The 21,344-nt window shown below is 72.4% G+C and carries 19 protein-coding genes and 1 pseudogene; 12 read left to right on the top strand and 8 right to left on the bottom strand.

Features of this window, described 5'->3' with window-relative positions; translation table 11 throughout:
- Positions 1-447: 447 nt before the first annotated feature.
- On the bottom strand, positions 448-1,659 hold the full coding sequence (locus ACWF9Z_RS05005) for a PTS transporter subunit EIIC (protein WP_453597835.1): 1,212 nt from the start codon (positions 1,657-1,659) through the stop codon (positions 448-450).
- Positions 1,660-1,946: 287 nt separating this feature from the next.
- Between ACWF9Z_RS05005 and ACWF9Z_RS05000 the strand changes: the two are divergent.
- A pseudogene (locus tag ACWF9Z_RS05000) lies at positions 1,947-2,422 on the top strand (macro domain-containing protein).
- Between the two features lie 34 nt (positions 2,423-2,456).
- Here ACWF9Z_RS05000 and ACWF9Z_RS04995 read toward each other — a convergent pair.
- The 5 genes from ACWF9Z_RS04995 to ACWF9Z_RS04975 all read right to left on the bottom strand — a co-directional run bounded on the left by ACWF9Z_RS04995 (position 2,457) and on the right by ACWF9Z_RS04975 (position 7,091).
- A complete protein-coding gene (locus ACWF9Z_RS04995) occupies positions 2,457-3,143 on the bottom strand; it encodes a beta-glucanase (protein WP_453597547.1) in 687 nt (228 codons plus the stop codon).
- 99 nt (positions 3,144-3,242) lie between these two features.
- Positions 3,243-3,773: a nitroreductase/quinone reductase family protein gene (locus ACWF9Z_RS04990; protein ID WP_453597545.1), complete on the bottom strand. Its 531-nt coding sequence runs from the start codon at positions 3,771-3,773 to the stop codon at positions 3,243-3,245.
- 149 nt (positions 3,774-3,922) lie between these two features.
- Positions 3,923-4,108 (bottom strand): hypothetical protein, encoded by a 186-nt coding sequence (locus ACWF9Z_RS04985; RefSeq protein WP_328300521.1) that lies wholly within the window; start codon positions 4,106-4,108, stop codon positions 3,923-3,925.
- A gap of 106 nt (positions 4,109-4,214) precedes the next feature.
- The gene (locus ACWF9Z_RS04980; protein WP_453597543.1) at positions 4,215-5,786 is read right to left on the bottom strand and encodes an N-acyl-D-amino-acid deacylase family protein; all 1,572 of its coding nucleotides are present in this window, start codon (positions 5,784-5,786) and stop codon (positions 4,215-4,217) included.
- A 3-nt stretch (positions 5,787-5,789) separates the two neighbouring features.
- Entirely contained in the window at positions 5,790-7,091 is a 1,302-nt protein-coding gene (locus ACWF9Z_RS04975) for an amino acid deaminase (protein WP_453597541.1), read from the bottom strand.
- 167 nt (positions 7,092-7,258) lie between these two features.
- Between ACWF9Z_RS04975 and ACWF9Z_RS04970 the strand changes: the two genes are divergently transcribed.
- The 3 genes from ACWF9Z_RS04970 to ACWF9Z_RS04960 all read left to right on the top strand — a co-directional run bounded on the left by ACWF9Z_RS04970 (position 7,259) and on the right by ACWF9Z_RS04960 (position 10,530).
- A complete protein-coding gene (locus ACWF9Z_RS04970; RefSeq protein WP_453597539.1) occupies positions 7,259-8,023 on the top strand; it encodes an IclR family transcriptional regulator in 765 nt (254 codons plus the stop codon).
- Positions 8,020-8,430 carry a RidA family protein gene (locus ACWF9Z_RS04965; RefSeq protein WP_453597537.1) on the top strand — a complete coding sequence of 137 codons (411 nt, stop codon included), beginning with the start codon at positions 8,020-8,022 and terminating at the stop codon, positions 8,428-8,430. The genes ACWF9Z_RS04970 and ACWF9Z_RS04965 overlap by 4 nt, the downstream gene beginning before the upstream one ends.
- 165 nt (positions 8,431-8,595) lie before the next feature.
- Entirely contained in the window at positions 8,596-10,530 is a 1,935-nt protein-coding gene (locus ACWF9Z_RS04960; protein ID WP_453597535.1) for a serine/threonine protein kinase, read from the top strand.
- Positions 10,531-10,726: 196 nt separating this feature from the next.
- Here ACWF9Z_RS04960 and ACWF9Z_RS04955 read toward each other — a convergent pair whose 3' ends face one another.
- Positions 10,727-12,064, bottom strand: coding sequence for a M14 family metallopeptidase (locus ACWF9Z_RS04955; RefSeq protein ID WP_453597533.1), 1,338 nt, complete (start codon positions 12,062-12,064; stop codon positions 10,727-10,729).
- Between the two features lie 137 nt (positions 12,065-12,201).
- Positions 12,202-13,896, bottom strand: a complete 1,695-nt coding sequence (locus ACWF9Z_RS04950) for a chitinase (protein WP_453597531.1) — start codon at positions 13,894-13,896, stop codon at positions 12,202-12,204.
- A gap of 400 nt (positions 13,897-14,296) precedes the next feature.
- Here ACWF9Z_RS04950 and ACWF9Z_RS04945 point away from each other — a divergent pair, with 400 nt between their 5' ends.
- The 8 genes from ACWF9Z_RS04945 (at position 14,297) to ACWF9Z_RS04910 (ending at position 21,341) form a co-directional block, all read left to right on the top strand.
- Positions 14,297-15,319: a hypothetical protein gene (locus ACWF9Z_RS04945; protein WP_453597529.1), complete on the top strand. Its 1,023-nt coding sequence runs from the start codon at positions 14,297-14,299 to the stop codon at positions 15,317-15,319.
- A 40-nt stretch (positions 15,320-15,359) separates the two neighbouring features.
- Positions 15,360-16,061, top strand: a complete 702-nt coding sequence (gene cpaB, locus ACWF9Z_RS04940) for a Flp pilus assembly protein CpaB (protein WP_453597527.1) — start codon at positions 15,360-15,362, stop codon at positions 16,059-16,061.
- Between the two features lie 16 nt (positions 16,062-16,077).
- On the top strand, positions 16,078-17,385 hold the full coding sequence (locus tag ACWF9Z_RS04935; RefSeq protein WP_453597833.1) for an AAA family ATPase: 1,308 nt from the start codon (positions 16,078-16,080) through the stop codon (positions 17,383-17,385).
- Between the two features lie 69 nt (positions 17,386-17,454).
- Positions 17,455-17,781 (top strand): TadE/TadG family type IV pilus assembly protein, encoded by a 327-nt coding sequence (locus ACWF9Z_RS04930; protein ID WP_453597525.1) that lies wholly within the window; start codon positions 17,455-17,457, stop codon positions 17,779-17,781.
- A 4-nt stretch (positions 17,782-17,785) separates the two neighbouring features.
- Complete coding sequence (locus tag ACWF9Z_RS04925) at positions 17,786-18,145, top strand: TadE/TadG family type IV pilus assembly protein (protein ID WP_453597523.1); 360 nt, start codon at positions 17,786-17,788, stop codon at positions 18,143-18,145.
- Between the two features lie 7 nt (positions 18,146-18,152).
- Positions 18,153-19,502 (top strand): CpaF family protein, encoded by a 1,350-nt coding sequence (locus ACWF9Z_RS04920; RefSeq protein ID WP_453597521.1) that lies wholly within the window; start codon positions 18,153-18,155, stop codon positions 19,500-19,502.
- The gene (locus ACWF9Z_RS04915) at positions 19,499-20,437 is read left to right on the top strand and encodes a type II secretion system F family protein (RefSeq protein ID WP_453597519.1); all 939 of its coding nucleotides are present in this window, start codon (positions 19,499-19,501) and stop codon (positions 20,435-20,437) included. Before ACWF9Z_RS04920 ends, ACWF9Z_RS04915 begins: the two co-directional genes overlap by 4 nt.
- Positions 20,438-20,450: 13 nt before the next feature.
- Positions 20,451-21,341: a DUF5936 domain-containing protein gene (locus tag ACWF9Z_RS04910; protein ID WP_453597832.1), complete on the top strand. Its 891-nt coding sequence runs from the start codon at positions 20,451-20,453 to the stop codon at positions 21,339-21,341.
- The last annotated feature ends 3 nt before the right edge of the window (positions 21,342-21,344 follow it).

Below are 21,344 nucleotides of genomic sequence, written 5' to 3'. Positions count from 1 at the left end.
CCCCGGCCCCGCGGCGCCGCGGCCCGCCGCCGCGCCCCGCGGCGCCGCCCCCCGGCGGGCCGCGGCCGACCCCGCCCCCCCCCCCCCCCGGGCGCCAGGCCGGTAGGACGAGGGCGGGTCCCGTCGCTGTCGACGGGGCGGCCCTTCCGCTGTGCGGCCGGAGCCGTCCGCGGTCGCGGGGCCGGCCCGCGAAAGGGGTGTTCACATGTCTCCTTGCGGGGGCCCGTGGGCCCACGCGATGAGCCGGACGGGGTGCAGGCACCAGAAGCGGAACCTGACTTCGCGTTTACGCGCGAGGTGGAACCTAACCCGAAGGGAGACAGAGGTGAATCGGTCGATACCGATCACTCCACGATCGGAATAAGACATTCCGAATCGCGCGATGGAGTGATCCGCATCACGGTCGTACGGCGGGGACTTCAGGCCGCCGCGGTCACTTCGCCGCGGTCACTTCGCCTCGGCCTTCTGGAGCTCGGCGAGCTCCTCGTCGGACTCGCGGCCCGGGGTGGGGAGGTTCCACTTGGTGATCGCGAAGCGGAAGACGGCGTAGTACACCGCGGCGAAGCAGAGGCCGATGCCAGCCAGGCCCCACGGGTTGGACGCGATGCCGAGGTTGAGGAAGAAGTCGATGGCGCCGGCCGAGAAGCCGAAGCCGTCCTTCATCCCGAGGGCCCAGGTGAGGGCCATCGATACGCCGGTCAGGACCGCGTGGATGGCGTAGAGGACCGGGGCGATGAACATGAAGGTGAACTCGATCGGCTCCGTGATGCCCGTGACGAAGGCGGTGAGCGCGAGGGAGAACATCATGCCGCCGACGACCTTGCGGCGCTCGGGGCGGGCGCAGTGGACGATCGCGAGGCAGGCCGCCGGGAGGGCGAACATCATGATCGGGAAGAAGCCGGTCATGAACTGTCCGGCGCTCGGGTCGCCGGCGAGGAAGCGGGCGATGTCGCCGTGCTTGCCGTCGAACTCGCCCGCCTGGAACCACGGGAAGGAGTTCAGGAGGTGGTGCATGCCGACGGGGATCAGCGCGCGGTTGGCGACGCCGAAGACGCCCGCGCCCACGGAGCCGGAGTTGACCAGCCACTCGCCGAAGCCGTGGATGCCCTTGCCCAGCACCGGCCAGATCAGGCCCATGACGATGCCGATGACCAGACCCGCCAGGGAGGACAGGATCGGGACGAGGCGGCGGCCGCCGAAGAAGCCGGCCCAGTCCGGCAGTTTGGTCCGGTAGAACTTCTGGAACAGCAGGGCCACGACGATGCCCATGACGACACCGCCGAGCACGCCGGCGTTGACGGGCGCCTCGACCAGGGCCACCTGGTGGTCGACGACCTTCTCGATCTTCGGCACGCTGCCGTCGGTGAAGGTGCCCAGGACGTTGGCGAAGACCAGGTAGCCCGCCACGGCCGCGAGGCCGGTGGAGCCGTCGGCCTTCTTCGCGTAGCCGACCGCGATGCCCACGGCGAAGAGCATCGCCAGATTCGCGAAGATCGCGTCGCCGCCGGCGGCCATGTACGTGGCTATCTTGTTGCACCAGGACGGCAGGGACTCGCTGCCCAGCATGTCGCCCTGGCCGAAGCGCATCAGCAGCGCGGCGGCCGGCAGGACGGCGATGGGCAGCATCAGGCTGCGGCCCAGGCGCTGCATGACCGCCATCACGGCGGAGTTCTTCTTGGCAGACGGAGCCGTCTGCTCGGCTTTGCTCACGTTGCTCGCTCCTGGGAAAACGGGTGTGTTGCCGGGGCAGGGCAGCGCTTGTGTGGGCTGGGCAACAGCGAAGGAAAATGCGCCATTTGTAGCGCATTATTCAGTTGTAACACGGTTAAAACCCCGTAAAGGGACCCGTGGGCAAGCTGTGGACCAAGGGCCCGGAGGGTGGGGGCGGAAGACCCCCGCGGCACGTGCCTTCCGTCGTTGTCGGAGGGCTCGGCTACGGTGCGGGCGTGACCGACTTGAAGATCATCTCGGGGGACGTGACCAACCCGCACGCCAAGGGGCCGAAGATCATCGCGCACGTCTGCAACGACATCGGAGGCTGGGGGAAGGGCTTCGTCCTCGCGCTCTCGAAGCGCTGGAGCGGCCCGGAGGCCGAGTACCGCGCCTGGCACCGGGGGCGCAGCGGGAACGACTTCGGCTGGGGGCGGTCCAGCTGGTGCAGGTCCGCCAGGACATCTGGGTGGCGAACATGGTCGGCCAGCGGGGCGTACGGACCGGCAGCGCGGGTCCGCCCGTGCGCTACGAGGCGATCGGCCGGTGCCTGGCCGTCCTGGCCGGGCACGCCGCCGAGCTGGAGGCCTCGGTCCACATGCCCCGCATCGGCTGCGGACTCGCGGGCGGCACGTGGCCGCGGGTCGAGCCGCTGGTGCTGGACCGGCTGTGCGCGAAGGGCGTGCCCGTCACGGTCTACGACTTCGGGTAGCTCCGGGGTCCGCGCCGCGGCCCCGGAGCGGCGCTCAGCGCGTCCGGTACACGCGCAGCTGCGCGACCTCGTACGACAGCTCCGTGACCTCGGGCTCCGGCGCGGGGTGGTACCTGCCCGCGGAGACCGAGAGGTTGACGATGAGGTACGCGGACCAGCGGCGGCCCACGCCCCTGCCGTCGCTGAAGACGCGGGAGCCGTTGACCCACCAGACGACCGAACTCCTCCCGAACTCGACCTTCAGGTCGATCCACCCGCCGGGCCGGATCGCCGCGTCGCGGTAGTAGCGGTGCGCCTCCCGGACGTGGTTGGAGAGTTCCAGCAGGTCCGGGTTGTCGGGGTGGTACTCGAAGACGTCGATCTCCTGACCGCCGTCCCGCCAGGTCCAGATGGCCGGCCAGGCTCCCCGCTGCACCGGGAGTTTCACCCGGGCCTCCAGCACGTCGCCGGTGCGCAGCATGAAGCCCTCGTCGCTGCCCTCGGTGGTGAGCAGCCCGCTGTCCCAGTCTCCGTCGGGGCGCGGCGTCGCCCGGAAGACCCCGTCGCGGCTGTAGGCGGGATCGGTGACGAGGTGGTCGAGCTTGTTGTCGCCCGGGTTGACCGGGCCGCCGTCGGGATAGGCCCACGAGCGGCCTGCGATCCACTGGGTGGGGGAGGTGAAGTCGGCGGTGAAGACGGGAGTGCGGCGCGGGCGTACCAGGTGCCGCAGCCGTTCGAGCATGTCCGAGACCATGACTGTGATGTGCCCGCCAGGAATCGCCGCACACCCGAAATCTCACTTTTAGCGATCGCGCGACGACGCTCGGTGAGTGGATCCGGGTCAGCGCTCGATGATGACCAACGGGATCTCCCGGGGAGCGGCCGCGGCCTGCTGGTCCTCGTAGGCCGGCCAGAGGGCGGTCATGAACTCCCAGTACGTCTCGCGCTCCGCCGGCGTGGCCGTGCGGGCGCGGGCCTGTGCGGTCAGGGCTCCGACCTGGACGCGGACCTCGGGGTGGGCGGTCAGGTTGCGGTACCAGGAGGGGACGCCCCCGGCGCCTTCGGCGGCGGTCGCCAGGACGATGTGGCGGGCGCCGTCCCGGGCGTAGATCAGCGGGGTGCGGACCGCGCGGCCGGAGAGCCGGTCGAGCGTGGTCAGCAGCAGGGTCGGGACGCCGCGCCACAGATGGCCGTCGGCGCCGGAGGTGTCGACGTAGGCGCGCACGTGCGTCAGCCGCGGACCGGCCGGGGGGTCGGCCGGGTGGTCCCAGTCGACGGCCGGGCCGTCGGCGGTGGCGGAACGCGTGCGGGTGGAGCCCGTGGCGGTGGCGGGGCTCTTGGCGCCGGCGCGCGCGCCGGTCTTCGTCTGCATCGTGCGTCGTCCTTCGGGTCGGCCCCCCGCACGGCTTAACGAGCGTCCACCGGCTCTGGATGCGCACGGGCCGGGGCGCACGTCGGGGCGGGGCGGTGGCCGCTGTGCGGAGCCGGCCCCGCACCGCCCCTCCTCGGGCTGATCCGTGTCTACGGGAGGTAGCGCTCGAGGGCCTTCGCGCCCTCCTTCTCGATCAGCTTGCGCGCCTTCTCCACCCGTTCCGGAGTCGGGTCCTGGCCGCGTGCCATCACGAGGTCCTCGGGGTCGTACGCGCGCTCGGAACCCGTGTAGAGATGGGCCGGGCGCTGGGGCTGCTGGTCCGATTCACTGTCCATGGCTACCTCCTGCTGTGTCCCCCTGGCCCCATCCTCCGGCGGCGTCCCCAAGAACGCACGTCGGCACGGCGGGCCGCACGGGACGCGAGGGAACGGCCGCCACCCCCTAACGGCCCCCGTGCGGGGTGCGGCGGACCGAGCGGCCCGCCAGGACGTCCGTCCTGCGCCCGTCGCGCATCACGAAGCGTCCGTCGATCAGGACGTGCGGGATCCCGGTCGGCAGCGCGCGCGGGCGCTCGTACGTCGACCCGGCCGCGACCGTCCGCGGATCGAAGAGGACGAGGTCCGCGCGGTGGCCCACCCGGACGGTTCCCCGGTCGGGCAGGCGCAGCCGCGCCGCCGGGCGGCCCGACAGGTGCGCGACGCACTCCTCCAGCGAGAGGACGCCCAGCTCGCGCACGTAGTGCCCGAGGTAGTGCGGGAAGGTGCCGTACGCCCGGGGGTGCGGTTTCGCGCCCTGCAGGATGCCGTCCGAACCGCCCGTGTGGACGGGGTGGCGCATGATCGCCCGGACGTTCTCCTCGTGCCCCACGTGCTGCAGGATGCCCGTGCCCAGCCGGTCGCCCAGCAGGAGCCGCCGGGCCGTGTCCCAGTCCCGCAGGCGCGTGCCGACGTACGACCCGTAGGCCGGGTCCGTGGTCCCGGCGATCTCGATCGTCGACCAGTCCACCGGGACGCCGTGACAGCCGTCGGAGCCCTCCACCTCCAGCGCGTACCGGATCCGCTCGGACGCGGCGTCGTCGCGCAGCCGGGCGAGGACCGCGTCGGGACCGCCCTCGTTGGCCCAGCCGGGAAGGAGGGCGACGAGCGTGGTGCAGCCGGGGGTGTACGGGTAGCTGTCGAGGCTGATGTCGCAGCCCTCGGCCAGGGCCCCGTCGAGGAGGGCGAGCAGCTCGCCCGCCCGGCCCCGGTTCTCGCCGAAGTTCATCGTGGCGTGCGCGAGGTGCAGCGCGCAGCCGGCCTCGCGGGTCAGTTCGACCATCTCGGCGTAGGCGGCGAGCGCGCCGCGGCCGTAGGAGCGGTGGTGCGGGCAGTAGTAGCCGCCGTAGGAGGCGACGACCCGGCACAGCCCGGTCAGTTCCGCGCCGGACGCGTACATGCCGGGGGTGTAGGTGAGCCCGGAGGACAGGCCCACGGCGCCCTGCGCGAGCCCCTCCGCGACGAGCGCGCGCATCCGGTCGAGCTCGGCGGGGGTGGCGGGGCGGTCGCCCCAGCCGACGGCGAGGGCCCGGACGGTGCCCTGGGGGACCAGGTAGGCGGCGTTGACGGCGGTGCCCTGCGCGTCGAGGCGGTCCAGGTAGCCGCCCACCGTGCGCCAGTCGAAGTCGATGTCCTCGCCCGTGCCGTTCCAGCCGGCGAGCGCGGTCCGCACCTCGGCGAGGGTCCGGTCGTCGGCCGGGGCGTAGGACAGGCCGTCCTGGCCGAGGACCTCGAGGGTCACGCCCTGGGCGGCCTTCGCACTGTGGTCCGGATCGCGGAGCAGCGCGAGGTCGCTGTGGGCGTGCATGTCGACGAAGCCGGGGGCCAGCGCGAGGCCGTGGGCGTCGACCGTCTCCCGCCCGCCGCCGCGGATCCGGCCCACCTCGGCGATGTGCCCCTCGTGGACGCCGACGTCCGCGGTGTACGAGGGCCCGCCCGTGCCGTCGACGACGCGGGCCCCGCGGATGACCAGGTCCATGGGCTAGAAGAAGGTCCGGACGTAGTCGGTGACCGTGCCGTCGGCCTCCACGACCGGGATCAGCGGCCACTTCTCGAAGATCGTGCACGGGTGGGACATGCCGAGCGCCACCCAGTCACCGACGTTCAGGTCCTCGGCGCGGTCCGTCTCCAGCCAGGCGTGCTGGTCGGAGAGCTTCGTGACGCGCACGGACCCGGTGGCGGGGCGCTCGGTGCCGTCGACGGGATCGCGGACCAGCTCGACCTCGGGGAGCCCGAGGTCGTAGGCGATGTCGCGCTTGCCGGCGTTGACGAACGCCTGGGTGGGGGAGGGGCGGGAGACGACCTGCGCCCAGAGCCGGAAGGCGGGGCGCAGGCCGCCCTCCTCCGGGACCCGGTTGAAGGGGGTCAGGCGGGTGTACCAGCCGTGGTCGTGGGAGACGTACGCGCCGGAGCGCAGCAGCTTGAGGACGGGCCTCGACAGCTCCGGGAGCTCGGCGAAGACGTCGGCGACGGCGTCGAACCAGGCGGAGCCGCCGGCGCTGACGACGATCTCGTCGGGCCCGGCGCCGCCGTCCGCGCCGCCGGAGAACCGGCCGGCCCCGTCGAACTCGACGGCGAGCCCGGTGAGTCGGCGCAGGTAGGCGTGCACGGACTCCGGGTCGGCGCCGGGGACTTCGGCCTCGTACCCGGCGATGCCGACGAGACGCAGCGTCCGCGTCCGCGCCACGGCGTCGGCGACGGCCCGGCAGTCCTCGTCGCTGCGGGCCCCCGTCCGCGCGCCTTCGCCGGCGCCGAGCTCGACGACCACGTCCACGACCGCCGGCTGCCCCCGCAGCGCCCGGTCCATGAGCTCGACCCCGCGCACCGAGTCGACGTAGCAGACGAACCGGAAACCGGGGTCGGCGGCGAGTTCGGCGGCGACCCAGCGCAGGGCGGCGGCGTCGACGAGCTCGTTGGCGAGGAAGATGCGCTGGATGCCGAAGGCGCGGTAGACGCGGGCCTGATGGGGCATGGCGGCGGTGATCCCCCAGGCACCGTGGCCGAGCTGACGGTGGAACAGCTGGGGCGCCATGCAGGTCTTGCCGTGCGGGGCGAAGGCGAGGCCGTGGGCCCGCGCGTACGTCTCGAGGGCGGCGAGGTTGTGGCTCAGCGCGTCGGCGTCCAGCGTGAGGACGGGCGTGGTGAACCCGCCGGTGTAGAGGTCCCGCCGCTCGCCGGCGAGCTGCCCGACGGTGAGGCCCGCCCGTTCGGCGTCCGGCGGAAGTCCCTTGAACCGGTGGTCGACCGGTTCCTGGGCGAGGGCCTGGACGGGGTCGCTGGGCATGTGCGTGCCTCCGGGGGCGTCGCGGTGCGCGCGGTGCGCGCGCACCGCAGGCGAACTGTGTATGCGTTGCGTCCACTGCAACGGTCGTTGCGTGTACCGCTGCATGCTGTCTAACATCCCGGATGACGGCGGGTCAACGGGGCTCGCGCCGCACGAAGGGACGCCGGGTGAGCCAGTCGGTGGAACGGGCACTGCGGATCCTGCCCGCCCTGGCCAAGGGGCCGGCCGGGCTCGGCGAGGTCGCCGAAGTGCTCGCCGTGCACAAGAGCACCGCCCTGCGGCTGCTGCGCACCCTCCAGGATCACGGCTTCGTCTACCGGCAGGGCGACGGCCGCTACCGGCTCGGGGCCTCCCTCTTCGCGCTGGCCGCGGAGTCCATCGAGAACCTCGACGTCCGGGACATCGCGCACCCGCACCTCGTGGAACTCAACCGCGTCACCGGCCACACGGTGCACCTCGCCCTCCACCAGGACGACGAGGTGGTCTACATCGACAAGGTGGACAGCCGCTACCCGGTGCGGATGTACTCGCGCATCGGCCGGCCCGTGCCGCTGACCGTCGCCGCCGTGGCCAAGCTGCTGATCGCCGACCTGCCGGAGGCGGAGCGCAGCGCCCTCGCGCACCGCATCGAGTACCCGGCCTACACCCCCCGCTCCACCCCCGACGCCGCCGCGTACCTCCGCGAACTGGAGCGCGTCCGCGAACAGGGCTGGGCCACCGACCTCGGGGGCCACGAGGAGGCCCTGAACTGCCTCGCCGCGCCCGTCCGGGGCCCCGGCGGGCGGGTGGTCGCCGCGATGTCCGTCTCCGCTCCCGGCGTGGTCGTCTCCGCCGAGGAACTGCTCGAACTGCTCCCCCTCGTCCGGCAGACCGCCGACGCCATCGGCCGTGAGTACTCAGGCTCGGGCCCCGCACAGGAAGACCGGCCATGACCGAGAAGACCGCCCTCACCCCCGACACCCACACCACGCCGCCCGCGAGGTTCTCGCACGGCGTGCGCAAGGGCAACATCCTCCAGGTCGCCGGCCAGGTCGGCTTCCTCCCGCACGTGGACGGGCAGCCGCCCACCCCCGCCGGCCCCGCGCTGCGCGAGCAGACGCTCCAGACGCTGGAGAACGTCCGCTCCGTCCTGGAGGCGGGCGGCGCGAGCTGGGACGACGTGATGATGATCCGCGTCTACCTCACCGACACCGGCCACTTCGCCGAGATGAACGGCATCTACAACAGCTACTTCGAGGAGCAGGGCCTGAAGGAGGCCCCGGCCGCCCGGACCACCGTGTACGTGGGGCTCCCGGCCGGCCTGCTGATCGAGATCGACGCCCTCGCGGTCCTCGGATAGCGGCGGGGGAGCGGCGCCCGGCTCCGGGCGCCGCCTCCGGTCCCGCCGCGCCGCACGCGACGGTTCGCCCCGCACGCGACGGACTGCGCCGCAGGGGACGGACATTGGGTACCCTCGCGGTTGACTTCGGGCGTCGGCAGGAGCTGAATCGCCGCTAGCAGGGGGATGGTTCCTATGGGCACGACACCTTCGGCCGACTTCTTCCAGCCGCTCAAGGCCGATGACCCCGCCGTCGTGGGCGGCTACCGCCTGGCGGCCGTCCTGGGCGCGGGCGGCATGGGCAAGGTGTACCTCTCCTACACGCCGGGCGGACGGCCCATCGCCATCAAGGTGATCCGGGCCGAGTTCGGCGAGGACCCCGAGTTCCGGCGGCGCTTCCAGCAGGAAGTGCGGTCCGCGCAGCGGGTCCAGGGCCTCTACACGGCGCCCGTCATCGACTCGGACACCGAGGGCTCCCAGCCCTGGCTGGCCACCGCCTACGTGCCCGGCCCCTCGCTCGCGCACGCCGTGTCCCAGCACGGCGGACTGCCCACGCGCAGCGTGCTGTTGCTGATCGTCGGCGTCGCCGAGGCCCTCCACGTGATCCACGGCGCGGGCATCGTCCACCGGGACCTGAAACCCGCCAACGTCCTCCTCGCCTCGGACGGCCCGCGCGTCATCGACTTCGGCATCGCCCGCGCGGCCGACAGCACCGCCCTGACCAACACCGGCGTCAGCGTCGGCACCCCGGCGTTCATGGCGCCCGAACAGGCGTCGGCGGGCACGGTCACCCCGGCCACCGACGTCTTCGCGCTCGGCCAGATCGCGGCCTACGCCGCCATCGGGGCCTCCGTCTACGGCGACGGACCCTCGCACGCGGTGCTCTACCGGATCGTCCACGAGGACCCCGACCTCAGCGGACTGCCCGAGGAGCTGCGGCCCGTGGTGACCCGCTGCCTGAGCCGCGACCCGGCCGACCGCCCGACCCTGACCGAGATCATCGAGCTGTGCAACGAGGCCTCGGAGGAACCGCTGCGCCAGGGTGAGGACTGGCTGCCGCGGGAGGTCACCGGCTTCATCACCGAGCGGCTCCGCCTGCCCGCCCCGGCTCCCACCCCGCCGCCGCAGCCGCCCACTGTGGCACCGCCGGCCCCGGGCGCGCCTCCCGCCCCGACCGCGTTCTCCCCGCAGCCGACGGCCCCGGACACGCCCGCGGGACCCGCCGCCGGGTCCCCGTACACGCCGACCGGCGTGGCCGCCGCGCCGACGCGGGCCGCTCCGGCGCAGCCCGCTCCGGGGTCCGTGCCGCCCGGCTACGGGACGCCGCCGCCCCCGTACGCGCGGCCCGCGCACCCGCAGCCCGCGCCGTCCCCGTACCAGCAGCCCGCGCCGGCGCCGTCCCCGTACCAGCAGCCCGCGTACCAGCAGCCCTCGTACGCGCAGCCCACGTACGCGCCGGGCCACAGCACGCCGCCGGGCTTCCACGCCCCCGGGTTCGCGCAGCCGCAGCCGCAGCCGCCCCGCCGCAAGCGGACGGGGCTGATCGTCGCCGGGTCCGTCGTGGCCGCGGTCATCGGGCTCGCGGTGATCGGATCCCTCCTGCCGGACGGCAAGGACAAGGCCGGCGATTCCAAGGCGTCCGGCGGCAGTTCGGCGGGCGCGGGCGCCACGCCGCCCGGCGGCCAGAAGCCGGCCGGCCCGCAGCCGGTCACGTACCAGGGCATCGACGTGCCGCAGAACCACGAGCTGAAGCTGGCGGACAACCCGCCGCGCCCGGCCGAGGAGCCGAGCGGCGCCGGCGTGATGTACGGGCACGCGGACCTCTACTACTACCGGGACACCCTGTTCGGGGACGAGAAGGTCGGCAGCGCGAACGGCAAGCTGGTCCTGCTGAAGGACTCGGAGAAGGGCTCGCTGGAGACCTGCCGGGCGGTGACCCGCTTCACCGAGAAGATCGGCCTCGACCAGCTCACGGACGGATCGCAGATCTGCGTGCTGAGCAAGGCCGGCCACATCTCGGTGGCGACCTACCGCGGCAAGTCCGGTTCGAAGGAGTCGAGCACGTACATCAAGCTCGACCTCACGATCTGGCGCAATGCCGAGGACGTGAAGACGGACTAGCGGCCGAGCCGACCGGGCCGAGCCGACCGGGCCGAGCGGGGCAGGGCCGAGCGGGGCAGGGCCCGGAGGCGGCCCGGAACCGGCCCCGGAGGCGGCCCGGAACCGGCCCCGGAGGCGGCCCGGAACCGGCCCCGGTCCGGCGCGCGCGAAGGGGCGCCCCCCTGGCGGTGGGGCGCCCCGGTTCACCGGACGGCCGTTAGGCGCAGTACTGCGCTTCCTTGCCGATCGAGCGGTACATGCAGTCCGCGTTCTCCAGCAGTTGCAGCACCGCGTCCTTGTTCCGCGAGGTCTCGCGGTCGATGACCTCGTCCGGCGGGTAGAAGCCACTGCTTCCGGAGTCCGTCGGATACATCTCGAAGGTGTAGGCGAAGATCTTCTGGTCGCCCCACAGCCAGTCGTCGATCGTCCCGTCCGTGATGTACAGGTCGCTCGACTGCTCCGGCGTGTAGCCGTTGCTGGCCGCCATGCTGGTGCCGATCTTCTTGTACGCGGCCAGGTCGTCGGCGGTCAGTCCGGGAGCCGTGTCGTTGTAGGTCCAGCCGAACGGCCACAGCACCAGTTCGCTGTACGTGTGGAAGTCGATGGCGGCCTTGATCTGCTGCTTGCCGCCGACGATCCGGGTGCGCACGAAGTCCGCGACGACCTTCACCTCGGGCGCCGACTCGCCGGCCGCGCCGCGGTAGGTCTCGGAGCTCTTGCTGCTGCTGGAGCCGCCGCAGCAGCCCCACTTGTAGTTCCAGTTGCGGTTCTCGTCCGTGCCGACGTAGGAGGAGCCGGAGTTCGGCTGCCGGTTCTTGCGCCAGGAGCGGTACGAGCCGGTGGCGATGTCGTACTCGCCGCCGTCCGGGTTGAGGTCCGGGATGATCCAGAGCTCCCGCCCGTTGACCATGTCGGTGATGCGCGGGTCCGTCCCGTACTTGGAGCCCCACTCCTTGAGCAGGTAGAGGGCCATCTCGACGGTCAGGTGCTCGCGGGCGTGCTGGTGGTGGGTGAAGAGCACCTCGGGCTCGGCCTCGTCGGTCGCGACGTTGTCGCTGATCTTGATGGCGACGATGTCCCGGCCCTGGTACGACTTCCCGATGACCTGCTTGCTCATGATCGCGGGGTACTGGGCGACGCGCTGGTTGATCTCCGCGATCGCCTCGCTGTAGTTGTGGTAGTTCGAGTCCTTCGACGGGAAGTCGTTCGCCCCGGCGATGACTCCGCGTCCGTCGGACCGGTCCGGCGGGCCGGGCAGGGCGGTCAGCTTGTAGCCGAGCGCGCGCAGGCTCGAGGCCTGCATGGGGTCGGCGCTGACGACCACCGAGCGGGCGTCCACCTCGTCGATCGAGGCGCCGGTGCGGAGCAGGGCGGTGCGCTCGGCCGCCGTGGCCGGGCCCTTGATCTCGTACTGGACGATCGCCTCGTCCTGGGTGGCGGTGGACGGGCTGGGCGGGGGGGATGCCGTGGCGGTCATGCCGTAGGCGGGTGCGCCGAGCGCGAGTGCGAGAAGGGCCGCCGTGAGGGCGGCCCTTCGGCGGTGGTGGAGCCGCATGCGTTCTCCTGGGTGGGAGTGTGGGGTAGCCGTGCGGACGCGCACAGCGTGCTCTCATGGCATGTCCGGGTCAAGGATCGCGATCCGGCCACATCGGCCACCGGTCCCGTCCGGCGGCCACCCCACACACCTACCGGTTACGGCAGGCCGTGGACCTTGGGACCCACCGCATTGGACCAAGCGCTACCCGCCTTGGCGTCCCAGTTGGTCGACCAGGTCATCGCGCCGCGCAGCGAGGGGTAGGTCTTCGAGGGCTTGAAGCTGCCGCAGCCCGTGCCCTTGGTCAGGCAGTCCAGCGCGTTGTTCACGATGGTCGGCGATACGTAGCCGCTGCCCGCGCCGCTCGGGGACGCCGGGACGCCGATGCCCACCTGCGAGGGGTCGAGCCCGCCCTCGAGCTGGATGCAGGCCAGCGCGGTGAGGAAGTCCACCGAGCCCTGGGAGTAGACGTTGCCGTCGCAGCCGTTCATCGAGCCGCTGTTGTAGTACTGCATGTTGACGACGGTCAGGATGTCCTTCACGGCGAGAGCCGTCTTGAAGTAGCCGCCCTGGGTCGACTGCATGTCGATGGTCTGCGGGGCCATGGTGAGGACGAAGGAGGGGCCGGCCTTCGCCGCGAGCGAGTGCAGCGCCTGCGTCATGTAGGTCGGGTTGAGGCCGTTCTCCAGGTCGATGTCGACACCGCTGAAGCCGTACTCCTGCATCAGCGCGTACGCGGAGTTCGCGAGGTTGTTCGCGGACGCCGAGTCGCCCACCGAGATGGTGCCCTTCTCGCCGCCGATGGAGAGGATGACGGACTTGCCGGCCGCCTTCTTCGCGGCGATGTCCGCCTTGAACTGGGCGACGGTGTAGCCGCCGAGGCCGGCCGAGTCGAGGTTGAAGGCGATGGCGCCGGGCGTGGCGGTGGCATCGGCGAAGGAGACGGCGATGATGTCGTACTGCGCGGACACGTCGGAGATCTTCTGGACGGTCGCACCGTTGTTGAAGTTCTGCCAGTAGCCGGTCAGCGCGTGCCTGGGCACCGACGGGTTCGGGTTGCCGCCCCCGCCGCTGGTGGTGGTCCCGGTGACGGACGCGCCCTTGGCGCCCTCGCCCGCCGCGTTGTACGCGCTCACCTGGAAGGCGTAGGAGGTGGATGCGGCGAGCCCGGTGATCTGCGCGGAGGTGCCCGTCAGCGTTTTGACGCGGACGCCGTCCTGATACACGTAATAGCCGCTCGCTCCGCTGACCGCGTTCCACGCGAGGGTGAGCCCGCTCGCGCTCTGGCCGGAAACGGCGGTGCCGGACGGGGCGCCCGGAAGGGTCGGGGCGGGGTCGGTGCCACCGCCGCCGTCGGGACCGAAGACGCTGAACTCGTCGACGACGAAGCCCGGCTGGCCGTACCAGCCGTGGGTGTAGACGGTGACCTGGGTGGTGCTCGGACCGGTGGTGAAGGTGGTGGACAGCTTCTGGAAGCCGCCGCCGGTGCCGGGCGTCCAGGTGGAGACGTCCTGGGTGCCGGTCCCGGTCGCGCCGAGGTACACGTACGAACCGTTGACCTGCTCGCTGAGCGTGTACGTCGAATTCGGCTTGACCGTGACGGTCTGGCTGCACCGGGCGTTGTCCTGGCCCGCCGGCGTGGCCTTCAGGGCGGCGGCGCCCGCGTATACGGGGGAGGCGACCGTGGCGCCGCTGCCGGCGGTACAGGTCCAGTGGGAGAGGCCGGACTCGAAGCCCGCGTTGCGGACGACGTTGACGTCGGCGGCCTGGGCGGTGCCCGTGGCGAGGGCGGTGAGGCCGCCGGCGGCCAGGGTGACGGCGAGCGGGACGGCGAGGGAGCGGATGCGGTTCACGTGGGCTCCGGTGGGGGGAGAGGGGATGTGAGGGACGCGTCGGGGGCATGTGGGGTGCCCTGCGGACAAGTTGGTCTAGTCCAATCACCCTGTCAAGGGTGTTTGCGATATGGCTTGAACCAATCGGCTCTCCGGGCGCCGGCCGATCCCTGTTGTCCGGGTTTCCCGCCACCTGCGACACGTGCTCGTGGCACGGGAATCAGCAAGCCCCTGCCCTGCCAGGGGGGACGCGGATATGGTGCTGGGGCAAGGGGGCGAAGGGCTGATCATTTGCGGTCGCGCAGCCGGTGCGCGGTCCGTGTGCGGATGCGGGACGCCGGCTCCGGGGCGGATTTCGGGGCATTTCCGGGGTGACTTTCGGGGTGGGCGAACGCCCGCCGGGTACGGGGTGAACGGGGGGATGCGCGTGCCGACCGCCATTGCTGTCACCAGCGCCGATCTGGTGCTGCCGGCCCCGGACCGGCACACGCCGTCCGCCGCCGTGCTGCCGCCGCCCGAACAGCTCGACCTGGAGGGCGCGCTCGCCCACACGGCCGCGCTGCTGGAACAGCACGGCCACCTCGTGGTCCTCGTGCCGCCCTGGCTCCCGGCCGCGGCGGTCCGCCGGCTGCACACCGTACGGGCCGTCCTGGAGACCGACCGGATCGCCCTCCTCGACATCGATCTCCCGCCGCTGGGAACCGCCCTGCTGGTACGTCAGCTGCGCCAGCTCAGCGTCTGCGACTTCAGCCCCGGGGTCCTCGCGTCCGCCGCGCGGCTGCTCTCCCACTACGTCTACGCGGGCGCGCTCCTCGGCTCGGTGGCCAAGCTGGACCGGGTGCCGGTCGGGCTGAAGGCGCACGCCAAGTCGTGGTCCCCGAACGCCCAGTTCGCGGTCCTGGCGAACCCGGTGCCGTACCTGGTCAAGCTGGGATCCGGCTCGGGCTCGGGCGGGGCGCACGGCGGGGGTCCGCGCGGCGGGACCCATGGCGGGGCGACCCGCGGCGGCGGGGCGCGCGGCGGCGGGGCGCTGCCCGCGGGCCCCGAGTTCGCCACGCACCTCACCTTCGCCCGCGGCCAGCTCACCTCCGACTGGGTGGCCTCCGAACTGGCCCCCGCCTGGCAGGTCCAGGGCGTCATGGAGAACCCCCTTCCGGCCGACTCGGCGGCCTGGTGGGCCACGCCGAAGCTGGTCGAGTTCGCCGCCGGCATCCCGGACCTGTCGGTCCTCTACCAGCTCGTCGCCTCGGTCCGCCGCGAGGAGTGCCGCTGGTGCGGCTTCGAACTCATCGGCGACCGCTGCGGGTTCTGCTCGGCCCCGCTGACGGCTCCGGCGGCTCCGGCCGTCCCCGCCCGCGCCGCGTCCGCCGCCGGCTCCGCGCCGGCCCTCGGGCCCGGCACCACCGCGGGCGCCGTCGCCCGCTCCAGATCACGACTCCGATGACCGGCCCGAACGAACGAAGAACGGCGAGGTAGGTACGGCCATGAATTCACGCCAGCGCCGCGGCGTCATCCTGCTGCTCCTGTCGGTCCTGTGCGCCCTGGCGGCCTTCGGCGGAGTCCTCGTGGTGATCGGCGACGTCAACTCCAAGGTCGGGGCCGAGGTCGTCGCGTACCGCGTGAAGGGCGACATAGCCCCGTACAGCCAGCTGACGGCGGGCCAGTTCGAGGAGGTCTCCGTCCCCAGGCGCTGGCTGTCCGACACCGCCGTCACCGATCTGGGCCAGCTCAAGGACAAGATCGCGCTGACCACCCTGCGCAAGGGCTCGCTGCTCCAGGCGGACATGTTCGTCGACAAGCCGCAGCTCCAGCCGGGGGAGCAGGAGATCGCCATCATGATCGACGCGGCCACCGGCGTGGCCGGGAAGATCAACTCGGGGGCGAAGGTCAACATCATCGCCACCTTCAAGGGCGCCAAGGACACCGATCCGTCCCGCTCGGTGATCATCGTCGCCAACGCCCGCGTCATCAACGTCGGCAAGCTCACCCCCCTCGACAAGGACAGCGACAAGAAGGGCCCGGCCGAAGCCGTCCCGATCACCTTCGCCCTCAACACCAAGGACACCCAGCGCGTCGCCTACGCGGAGTCGTTCGCGGAGCACGTGCGCCTCGCGCTGGTGGCCCCCGGCACCGACTCGGCGCCCGGCCCGGGCGACCGCACGTACACCCTCGACGGGGACAAGTGAGGCCCGGATGAGCACCCTGAGCACCCGCATCCTCCCCGCGGTGGGCGACCCGGAAGCCGCCCGCGTCATCGCCGCCCTCCTCAGCCAGCTCCCGGGCGCCGAACCGGCCGCCCCCGTCGCCGACTCCACCTCCCTCCTCGACATGCTGGGCCGCCTCGCCGCCGAATCGATCGACGAGCTGCCCGAGGTGGTCCTCGTACACGAGCGGATCGGTCCGCTCCCCGCCCTGGACCTCATCCGCGAGGTCGCCCTGCGCTTCCCCGCGGTGGGCGTCGTCCTCGTCACCTCGGACGCCGGCCCGGCCCTCTTCTCCGCCGCCATGGACTCGGGCGCGCGCGGCCTGGTCGGGCTCCCCCTCGCCTACGAGGAACTCGCCGCCCGCGTCCAGTCCGCCGCCCAGTGGTCCGTGGGCGTACGCCGCCACCTGGGCCGCGGCCCGGAGGTGGCCGCCGGGCCGGGCGGCCGGGTCGTCACCGTCACCGGGGCCAAGGGCGGGGTCGGCGCCACCTTCACGGCCGTGCAGTTCGCCCTGGCCGCGGCGGCCGCGGGCCGGCGCACCGCCCTGGTCGACATGGACCTCCAGGCCGGCGACGTCGGCTCGTACCTCGACGTCCAGTTCCGCCGCTCCATCGCCGACCTCGCCGGCATCCAGGACATCTCCCCGCGCGTCCTGCAGGACGCGGTCTACGACGACCGGACCGGCCTGGCCCTGCTCCTCGCACCGGCCGACGGCGAACGCGGCGAGGAGGTCGACGACCGGGCCGCCCGGCACATCCTCGGCGCGCTGCGCGCCCGCTACGAGCTCGTCGTCATCGACTGCGGTACCCAGGTCACCGGCGCCAACGCGGCCGCCGTGGAGATGGCCGACACCGCCGTCCTCGTCACCACCCCGGACGTGGTCGCCGTACGGGCGGCGAAGCGCATGGTCCGGATGTGGGAACGGCTCCAGGTCCGCAAGGCGGAGGACACCTCGATGGTCGTCAACCGCTGGACCAAGCACACCGAGATCCAGCCCTCCCTGATCGAGAAGATCACGAAGACCCGCGCCGTACGGACCCCCGTGCCGGCCGCCTTCAAGGAACTCCAGGCGGTCGTGGACGCGGGACGGGTCCAGGACCTGGACAACCGCTCGACGGTGAAGCAGGCCCTGTGGGCGGTGGCGGGGGAACTGGGCCTGCTGGCCCCCCAGGACACCGAACCCGCCGCCTCCCCCGAGCAGCCGGGCGCCGCACTGGCGGTACGCGGCTCCGGGCCGGTGGCCCGGCTCCGCGGCGGCGACCGGGGCTCGCTGGGGCCGTGGCTGCGGCGCGGCCGGGAGGGCTGAGCGGTGCCCGGGCGCAGACCTGCGGGGGGACGGGGGCGCGGCCGTGCGCGCGGTGGCGACCGCGGCCAGGTGGCGGTCGAGTTCGTCGGCACGGTGCCGCTGATCCTGCTGCTCGTGGCGGCGGTCTGGGAGTGCGTGCTGATCGGCTACGCCTTCTCGCTCGCCGGGAACGCGGCGGACGAGGCGGCGCGGGCGGGAGCGGTCAAGGGGGAGGCGGAATGCCGGACGGCGGCGGGCAAGTACATCGGCGGCGGCTGGGGGATGTCCGTGGACTGCGGTGCGTCGGGGGACGTCTACAAGGCGACCGTCACCCTGCGGATCCCCGTCCTGTACCCCGGACTCGGCTTCGGCTCGATCGACGGCACGGCCGGCGCGGCGATGGAGAGGGAGGAATGACGGCATGAGACGGCGCGTTCGCTCCGACCGCGGTCAAGTGGCCCTGGAGTACATCGGCTTCATCCCCGTCCTCCTCCTCGTGGCGCTGTGCGGGATCCAGCTGGGCTGGGCCGCGTACGTGCACCAGCAGGCGCAGACGGCGGCGCGCACGGCGGCCCGCGTACAGGCCCGCACGGGCGAGGGCGGCGCCGCGGCGGGCGCGGCGGCGGTGAAGGCGGGCCTGAACCCGGACGTGTCCGTCTCCTCGACGGCCGACGCGGTCACCGCAAAGGTGACGATCAGCGTCAAGTCCCTCCTCCCCGGCCTGTCCTTCGAGCCCGCCACCGCGACCGTGACCATGCCCAACGACGACCCGAAGGGGTGACGAGACCATGAGCCTGCGTTCCCGGGTCAATACACCGGACGACCGACACGGCCCCCGCGAGGACGGCCGGCTCGTCTCCTCGTACCGTGCCAAGCTGCTCGAGGAGATCGACCTCGCCGAGATGTCCGCGCTCGCGCCCGCGGAGCGCAGGGCGCGCCTCGAACGCGTCCTCGGCCACATCATCAGCCGCGAGGGCCCCGTCCTGTCGACCGCCGAGCGCGCACAGCTCATCCGCCGCGTCGTGGACGAGGCGCTCGGCCTCGGCGTGCTCGAACCGCTCCTCGAAGACCCGACCATCTCCGAGATCATGGTCAACGGCCCCGACCAGATCTTCGTCGAGCGCGCCGGCCGCGTGGAACAGCTCCCGCTCCGCTTCGCCTCGCACGACCAGCTCATGCAGACCATCGAGCGCATCGTCTCCACCGTGAACCGGCGCGTGGACGAGGCCAACCCGATGGTCGACGCCCGCCTCCCCAGCGGCGAGCGCGTCAACGTCATCATCCCGCCGCTGTCCCTGACCGGCGCGACCCTGACGATCCGCCGCTTCCCCCGGGCCTTCACCCTGCACGAGATGGTGGGCCTCGGCTCCCTGGACGAGCAGATGCTCCTGCTCCTGTCGGGGCTGGTGGCGGCCAAGATGAACGTGATCGTCTCCGGCGCCACCGGAACCGGCAAGACCACCCTCCTCAACGCCCTCTCCGGCCTGATCCCGGAGGGCGAACGCGTCATCACCATCGAGGACTCCGCCGAACTCCAGCTCCAGCAGGCACACGTCATCCGCCTCGAATCCCGTCCGGCGAACGTCGAGGGCAAGGGCCGGATCACCATCCGCGACCTGGTCCGCAACTCCCTGCGCATGCGGCCCGACCGCATCATCGTCGGCGAGGTCCGCGGCGGCGAGACGCTCGACATGCTCCAGGCGATGTCCACGGGCCACGACGGTTCCCTCGCCACCGTCCACGCCAACAGCTCCGAGGACGCGCTGACCCGCCTCCAGACCCTCGCCTCCATGTCGGAGGTCGAGATCCCCTTCGAGGCGCTCCAGGACCAGATCAACAGCGCGGTCAACGTCGTCGTCCAGCTCACCCGCTTCGGCGACGGCACGCGCCGCATCACCGAGATCTCCATCCTCGACTCGCACGGCCGCGAACCCTTCCGCATCGTCCCGGTCTGCCGCTTCGTCCCGCAGCCCATGGGCGCGGACAGCCGGGTCCAGGGCTACTTCACGTACCACCCCCTCCCGCGCCGCATCGCGGACCGCCTCTACATGAACAACCAGCCCGTCCCGCAGGCCTTCGGCGTGGCCCTGCCGGGCGACGCACTCACCTCGCGCACGATCGGCGGGCCTGCCCTGTGAACCCCTACGTCTCCTTCACCCTGGGCGCCACCCTGCTGGCCTGCCTCTTCGTGGTCTGGGGCGTCCACGCCTACGCCAAGGGCCACGCCCAGCGCGCCGCCCTCATCGACCGCCTCTCAGCGAGCGGAGCACCCGAACCGCTGGGCCGCGTACGGCGCTTCCGCTCCCTCGACCGCCGGCTGCGCACGACGCGGCTCGGGCGCCGCATCGAGCTGAAGCTGGCGGCCACCGGCCTGGACCTCACCCCGGGCGAGTTCTTCGCGTACATGCTCATGTCGGTGGCGGGCGTCTGGCTGACGGCCGCCTCCTTCCTGGCCCCGTTCTTCGGCCCGGTCGCGGGCGCCATCGGCCTCTGGGCGGCCAATGCCTTCCTCAACTGGCAACGCACCCGCCGCACGGAGCGCTTCATCAACCAGCTCCCCGACCTGGCCCGCATCCTGGCCAACGCCACCCAGGCCGGCCTGGCCCTGCGCACGGCCATCGGCATCGCGGCGGAGGAACTCGAGGCTCCGGCGGGCGAGGAACTGGCCCGGGTCGCGGACCGCCTCGCGATCGGCCACTCCATCGAGGAGTCCCTGAACGAGCTCACGGACCGCCTTCCGTCGCGCGAACTGGTCGTCCTGGTCTCCACCCTCGTCCTGTCGGCCCGCGCGGGCGGCGCGATCGTGGGCAGCCTGCGGAACCTGACGGTGACGCTGGAGCAGCGCAAGGAGACACGGCGCGAGATCCGGACGCAGCTGTCGCAGGTGACGGTCACGGCGTACCTGGTGCCGGCCATCGGGCTGGGCTCGCTGCTGCTGGTGAACACGATGCTGCCGGGCGCGCTGGACCGGATGACGGGCGCCTTCCTCGGCCAGACGGCGGTGCTGGTGTCCCTCGGCCTCTTCACCCTGGGCTTCGTCCTCATCCGCCGTATGTCGAAGATCGACGTGTGAGGGGACCGTCATGATCGCTCTGCTCCTGGCCCTGGCCGCGGCCCTGTCCCTCCTCGGCGTCTTCCACGGCATCCGGCTGTACCGCGCCGACGCCAAACTGCCCACCGACCTGGCCCTGGCGCTGGAAGTGGGCGCCACGCGCACGACGGCGGTCGGCTCGGCGATCGACAGGATGGGCATCCGCTACGCGCCCATGGTCCTGCGCCTGATGGGGCCCGCCCTGGTGGCGCGCAAGCGCGCCCAGATCGATGCGGCGGGCAACCCGGCGGGCCTCACCATCGACCGCTACGCGGCGCGGCGCGCGGTGTACGGCTTCCTCGGCGGTCTGGGCGCCGTCGCCATGCTGCTCAACGGCCAGCTGGTCCCGGCCCTGCTGATGGTCGCCTTCGGGCTCTTCTGGATCGAGGTCGGCCTGTGGTCGGCGATCCGGATCCGGCGCGACCACATCGAGCGGACCCTGCCGGACTTCCTGGACGTCCTCGCGGTGGTCGTCAGCGCGGGCCTCGGCTTCCGGCAGGCGCTGGGGCGGGTGGCCGGGCAGTACGAGGGCCCGTGGGCCGACGAGATCCGCATCACCCTGCAGCAGATGGACATGGGCGTCAGCCGCAGGCAGGCTTTCGACGCCCTGCGCAGGCGCAACGACTCCGAACAGGTCGCGCAGTTCGTCACCGCGCTCCAGCAGGGCGAGGAGCTCGGCTCCCCCATCGTGGAGACGCTGATCGCGATCGCCGAGGACATGCGGCGCACCGACGCGCAGAACGCCCGGCGCAGGGCGGCGCGGGCCGTTCCGAAGGCCACGTTCGCGGTGACCACGTTCATGCTGCCCGGCACACTGATCCTGCTCGTGTGCGGGTTCGTCTACGGCGCGGACATCGACTTCGGCGCCATGTTCGGGGGCGGGTGACGC

The sequence above is a fragment of the Streptomyces sp. NPDC054961 genome (assembly GCF_053609145.1).
The sequence above is the reverse complement of the archived record's forward strand: the minus strand, read 5'-3'. Positions and strand labels throughout refer to the sequence as shown.

What these genes read in the sequence shown, in the direction of transcription:
- ACWF9Z_RS04925 (WP_453597523.1), top strand. Translation starts at nt 17,786, where the DNA reads ATGAGACGGCGCGTTCGCTCCGACCGCGGTCAAGTGGCCCTGGAGTAC.
- ACWF9Z_RS04975 (WP_453597541.1), bottom strand. Translation starts at nt 7,091, where the DNA reads ATGCCCAGCGACCCCGTCCAGGCCCTCGCCCAGGAACCGGTCGACCAC.
- ACWF9Z_RS04920 (WP_453597521.1), top strand. Translation starts at nt 18,153, where the DNA reads ATGAGCCTGCGTTCCCGGGTCAATACACCGGACGACCGACACGGCCCC.
- cpaB (WP_453597527.1), top strand. Translation starts at nt 15,360, where the DNA reads ATGAATTCACGCCAGCGCCGCGGCGTCATCCTGCTGCTCCTGTCGGTC.
- ACWF9Z_RS04995 (WP_453597547.1), bottom strand. Translation starts at nt 3,143, where the DNA reads ATGCTCGAACGGCTGCGGCACCTGGTACGCCCGCGCCGCACTCCCGTC.
- ACWF9Z_RS04960 (WP_453597535.1), top strand. Translation starts at nt 8,596, where the DNA reads ATGGTTCCTATGGGCACGACACCTTCGGCCGACTTCTTCCAGCCGCTC.
- ACWF9Z_RS04945 (WP_453597529.1), top strand. Translation starts at nt 14,297, where the DNA reads ATGCGCGTGCCGACCGCCATTGCTGTCACCAGCGCCGATCTGGTGCTG.
- ACWF9Z_RS04990 (WP_453597545.1), bottom strand. Translation starts at nt 3,773, where the DNA reads ATGCAGACGAAGACCGGCGCGCGCGCCGGCGCCAAGAGCCCCGCCACC.
- ACWF9Z_RS04985 (WP_328300521.1), bottom strand. Translation starts at nt 4,108, where the DNA reads ATGGACAGTGAATCGGACCAGCAGCCCCAGCGCCCGGCCCATCTCTAC.
- ACWF9Z_RS04955 (WP_453597533.1), bottom strand. Translation starts at nt 12,064, where the DNA reads ATGCGGCTCCACCACCGCCGAAGGGCCGCCCTCACGGCGGCCCTTCTC.
- ACWF9Z_RS05005 (WP_453597835.1), bottom strand. Translation starts at nt 1,659, where the DNA reads ATGGCGGTCATGCAGCGCCTGGGCCGCAGCCTGATGCTGCCCATCGCC.
- ACWF9Z_RS04965 (WP_453597537.1), top strand. Translation starts at nt 8,020, where the DNA reads ATGACCGAGAAGACCGCCCTCACCCCCGACACCCACACCACGCCGCCC.
- ACWF9Z_RS04980 (WP_453597543.1), bottom strand. Translation starts at nt 5,786, where the DNA reads ATGGACCTGGTCATCCGCGGGGCCCGCGTCGTCGACGGCACGGGCGGG.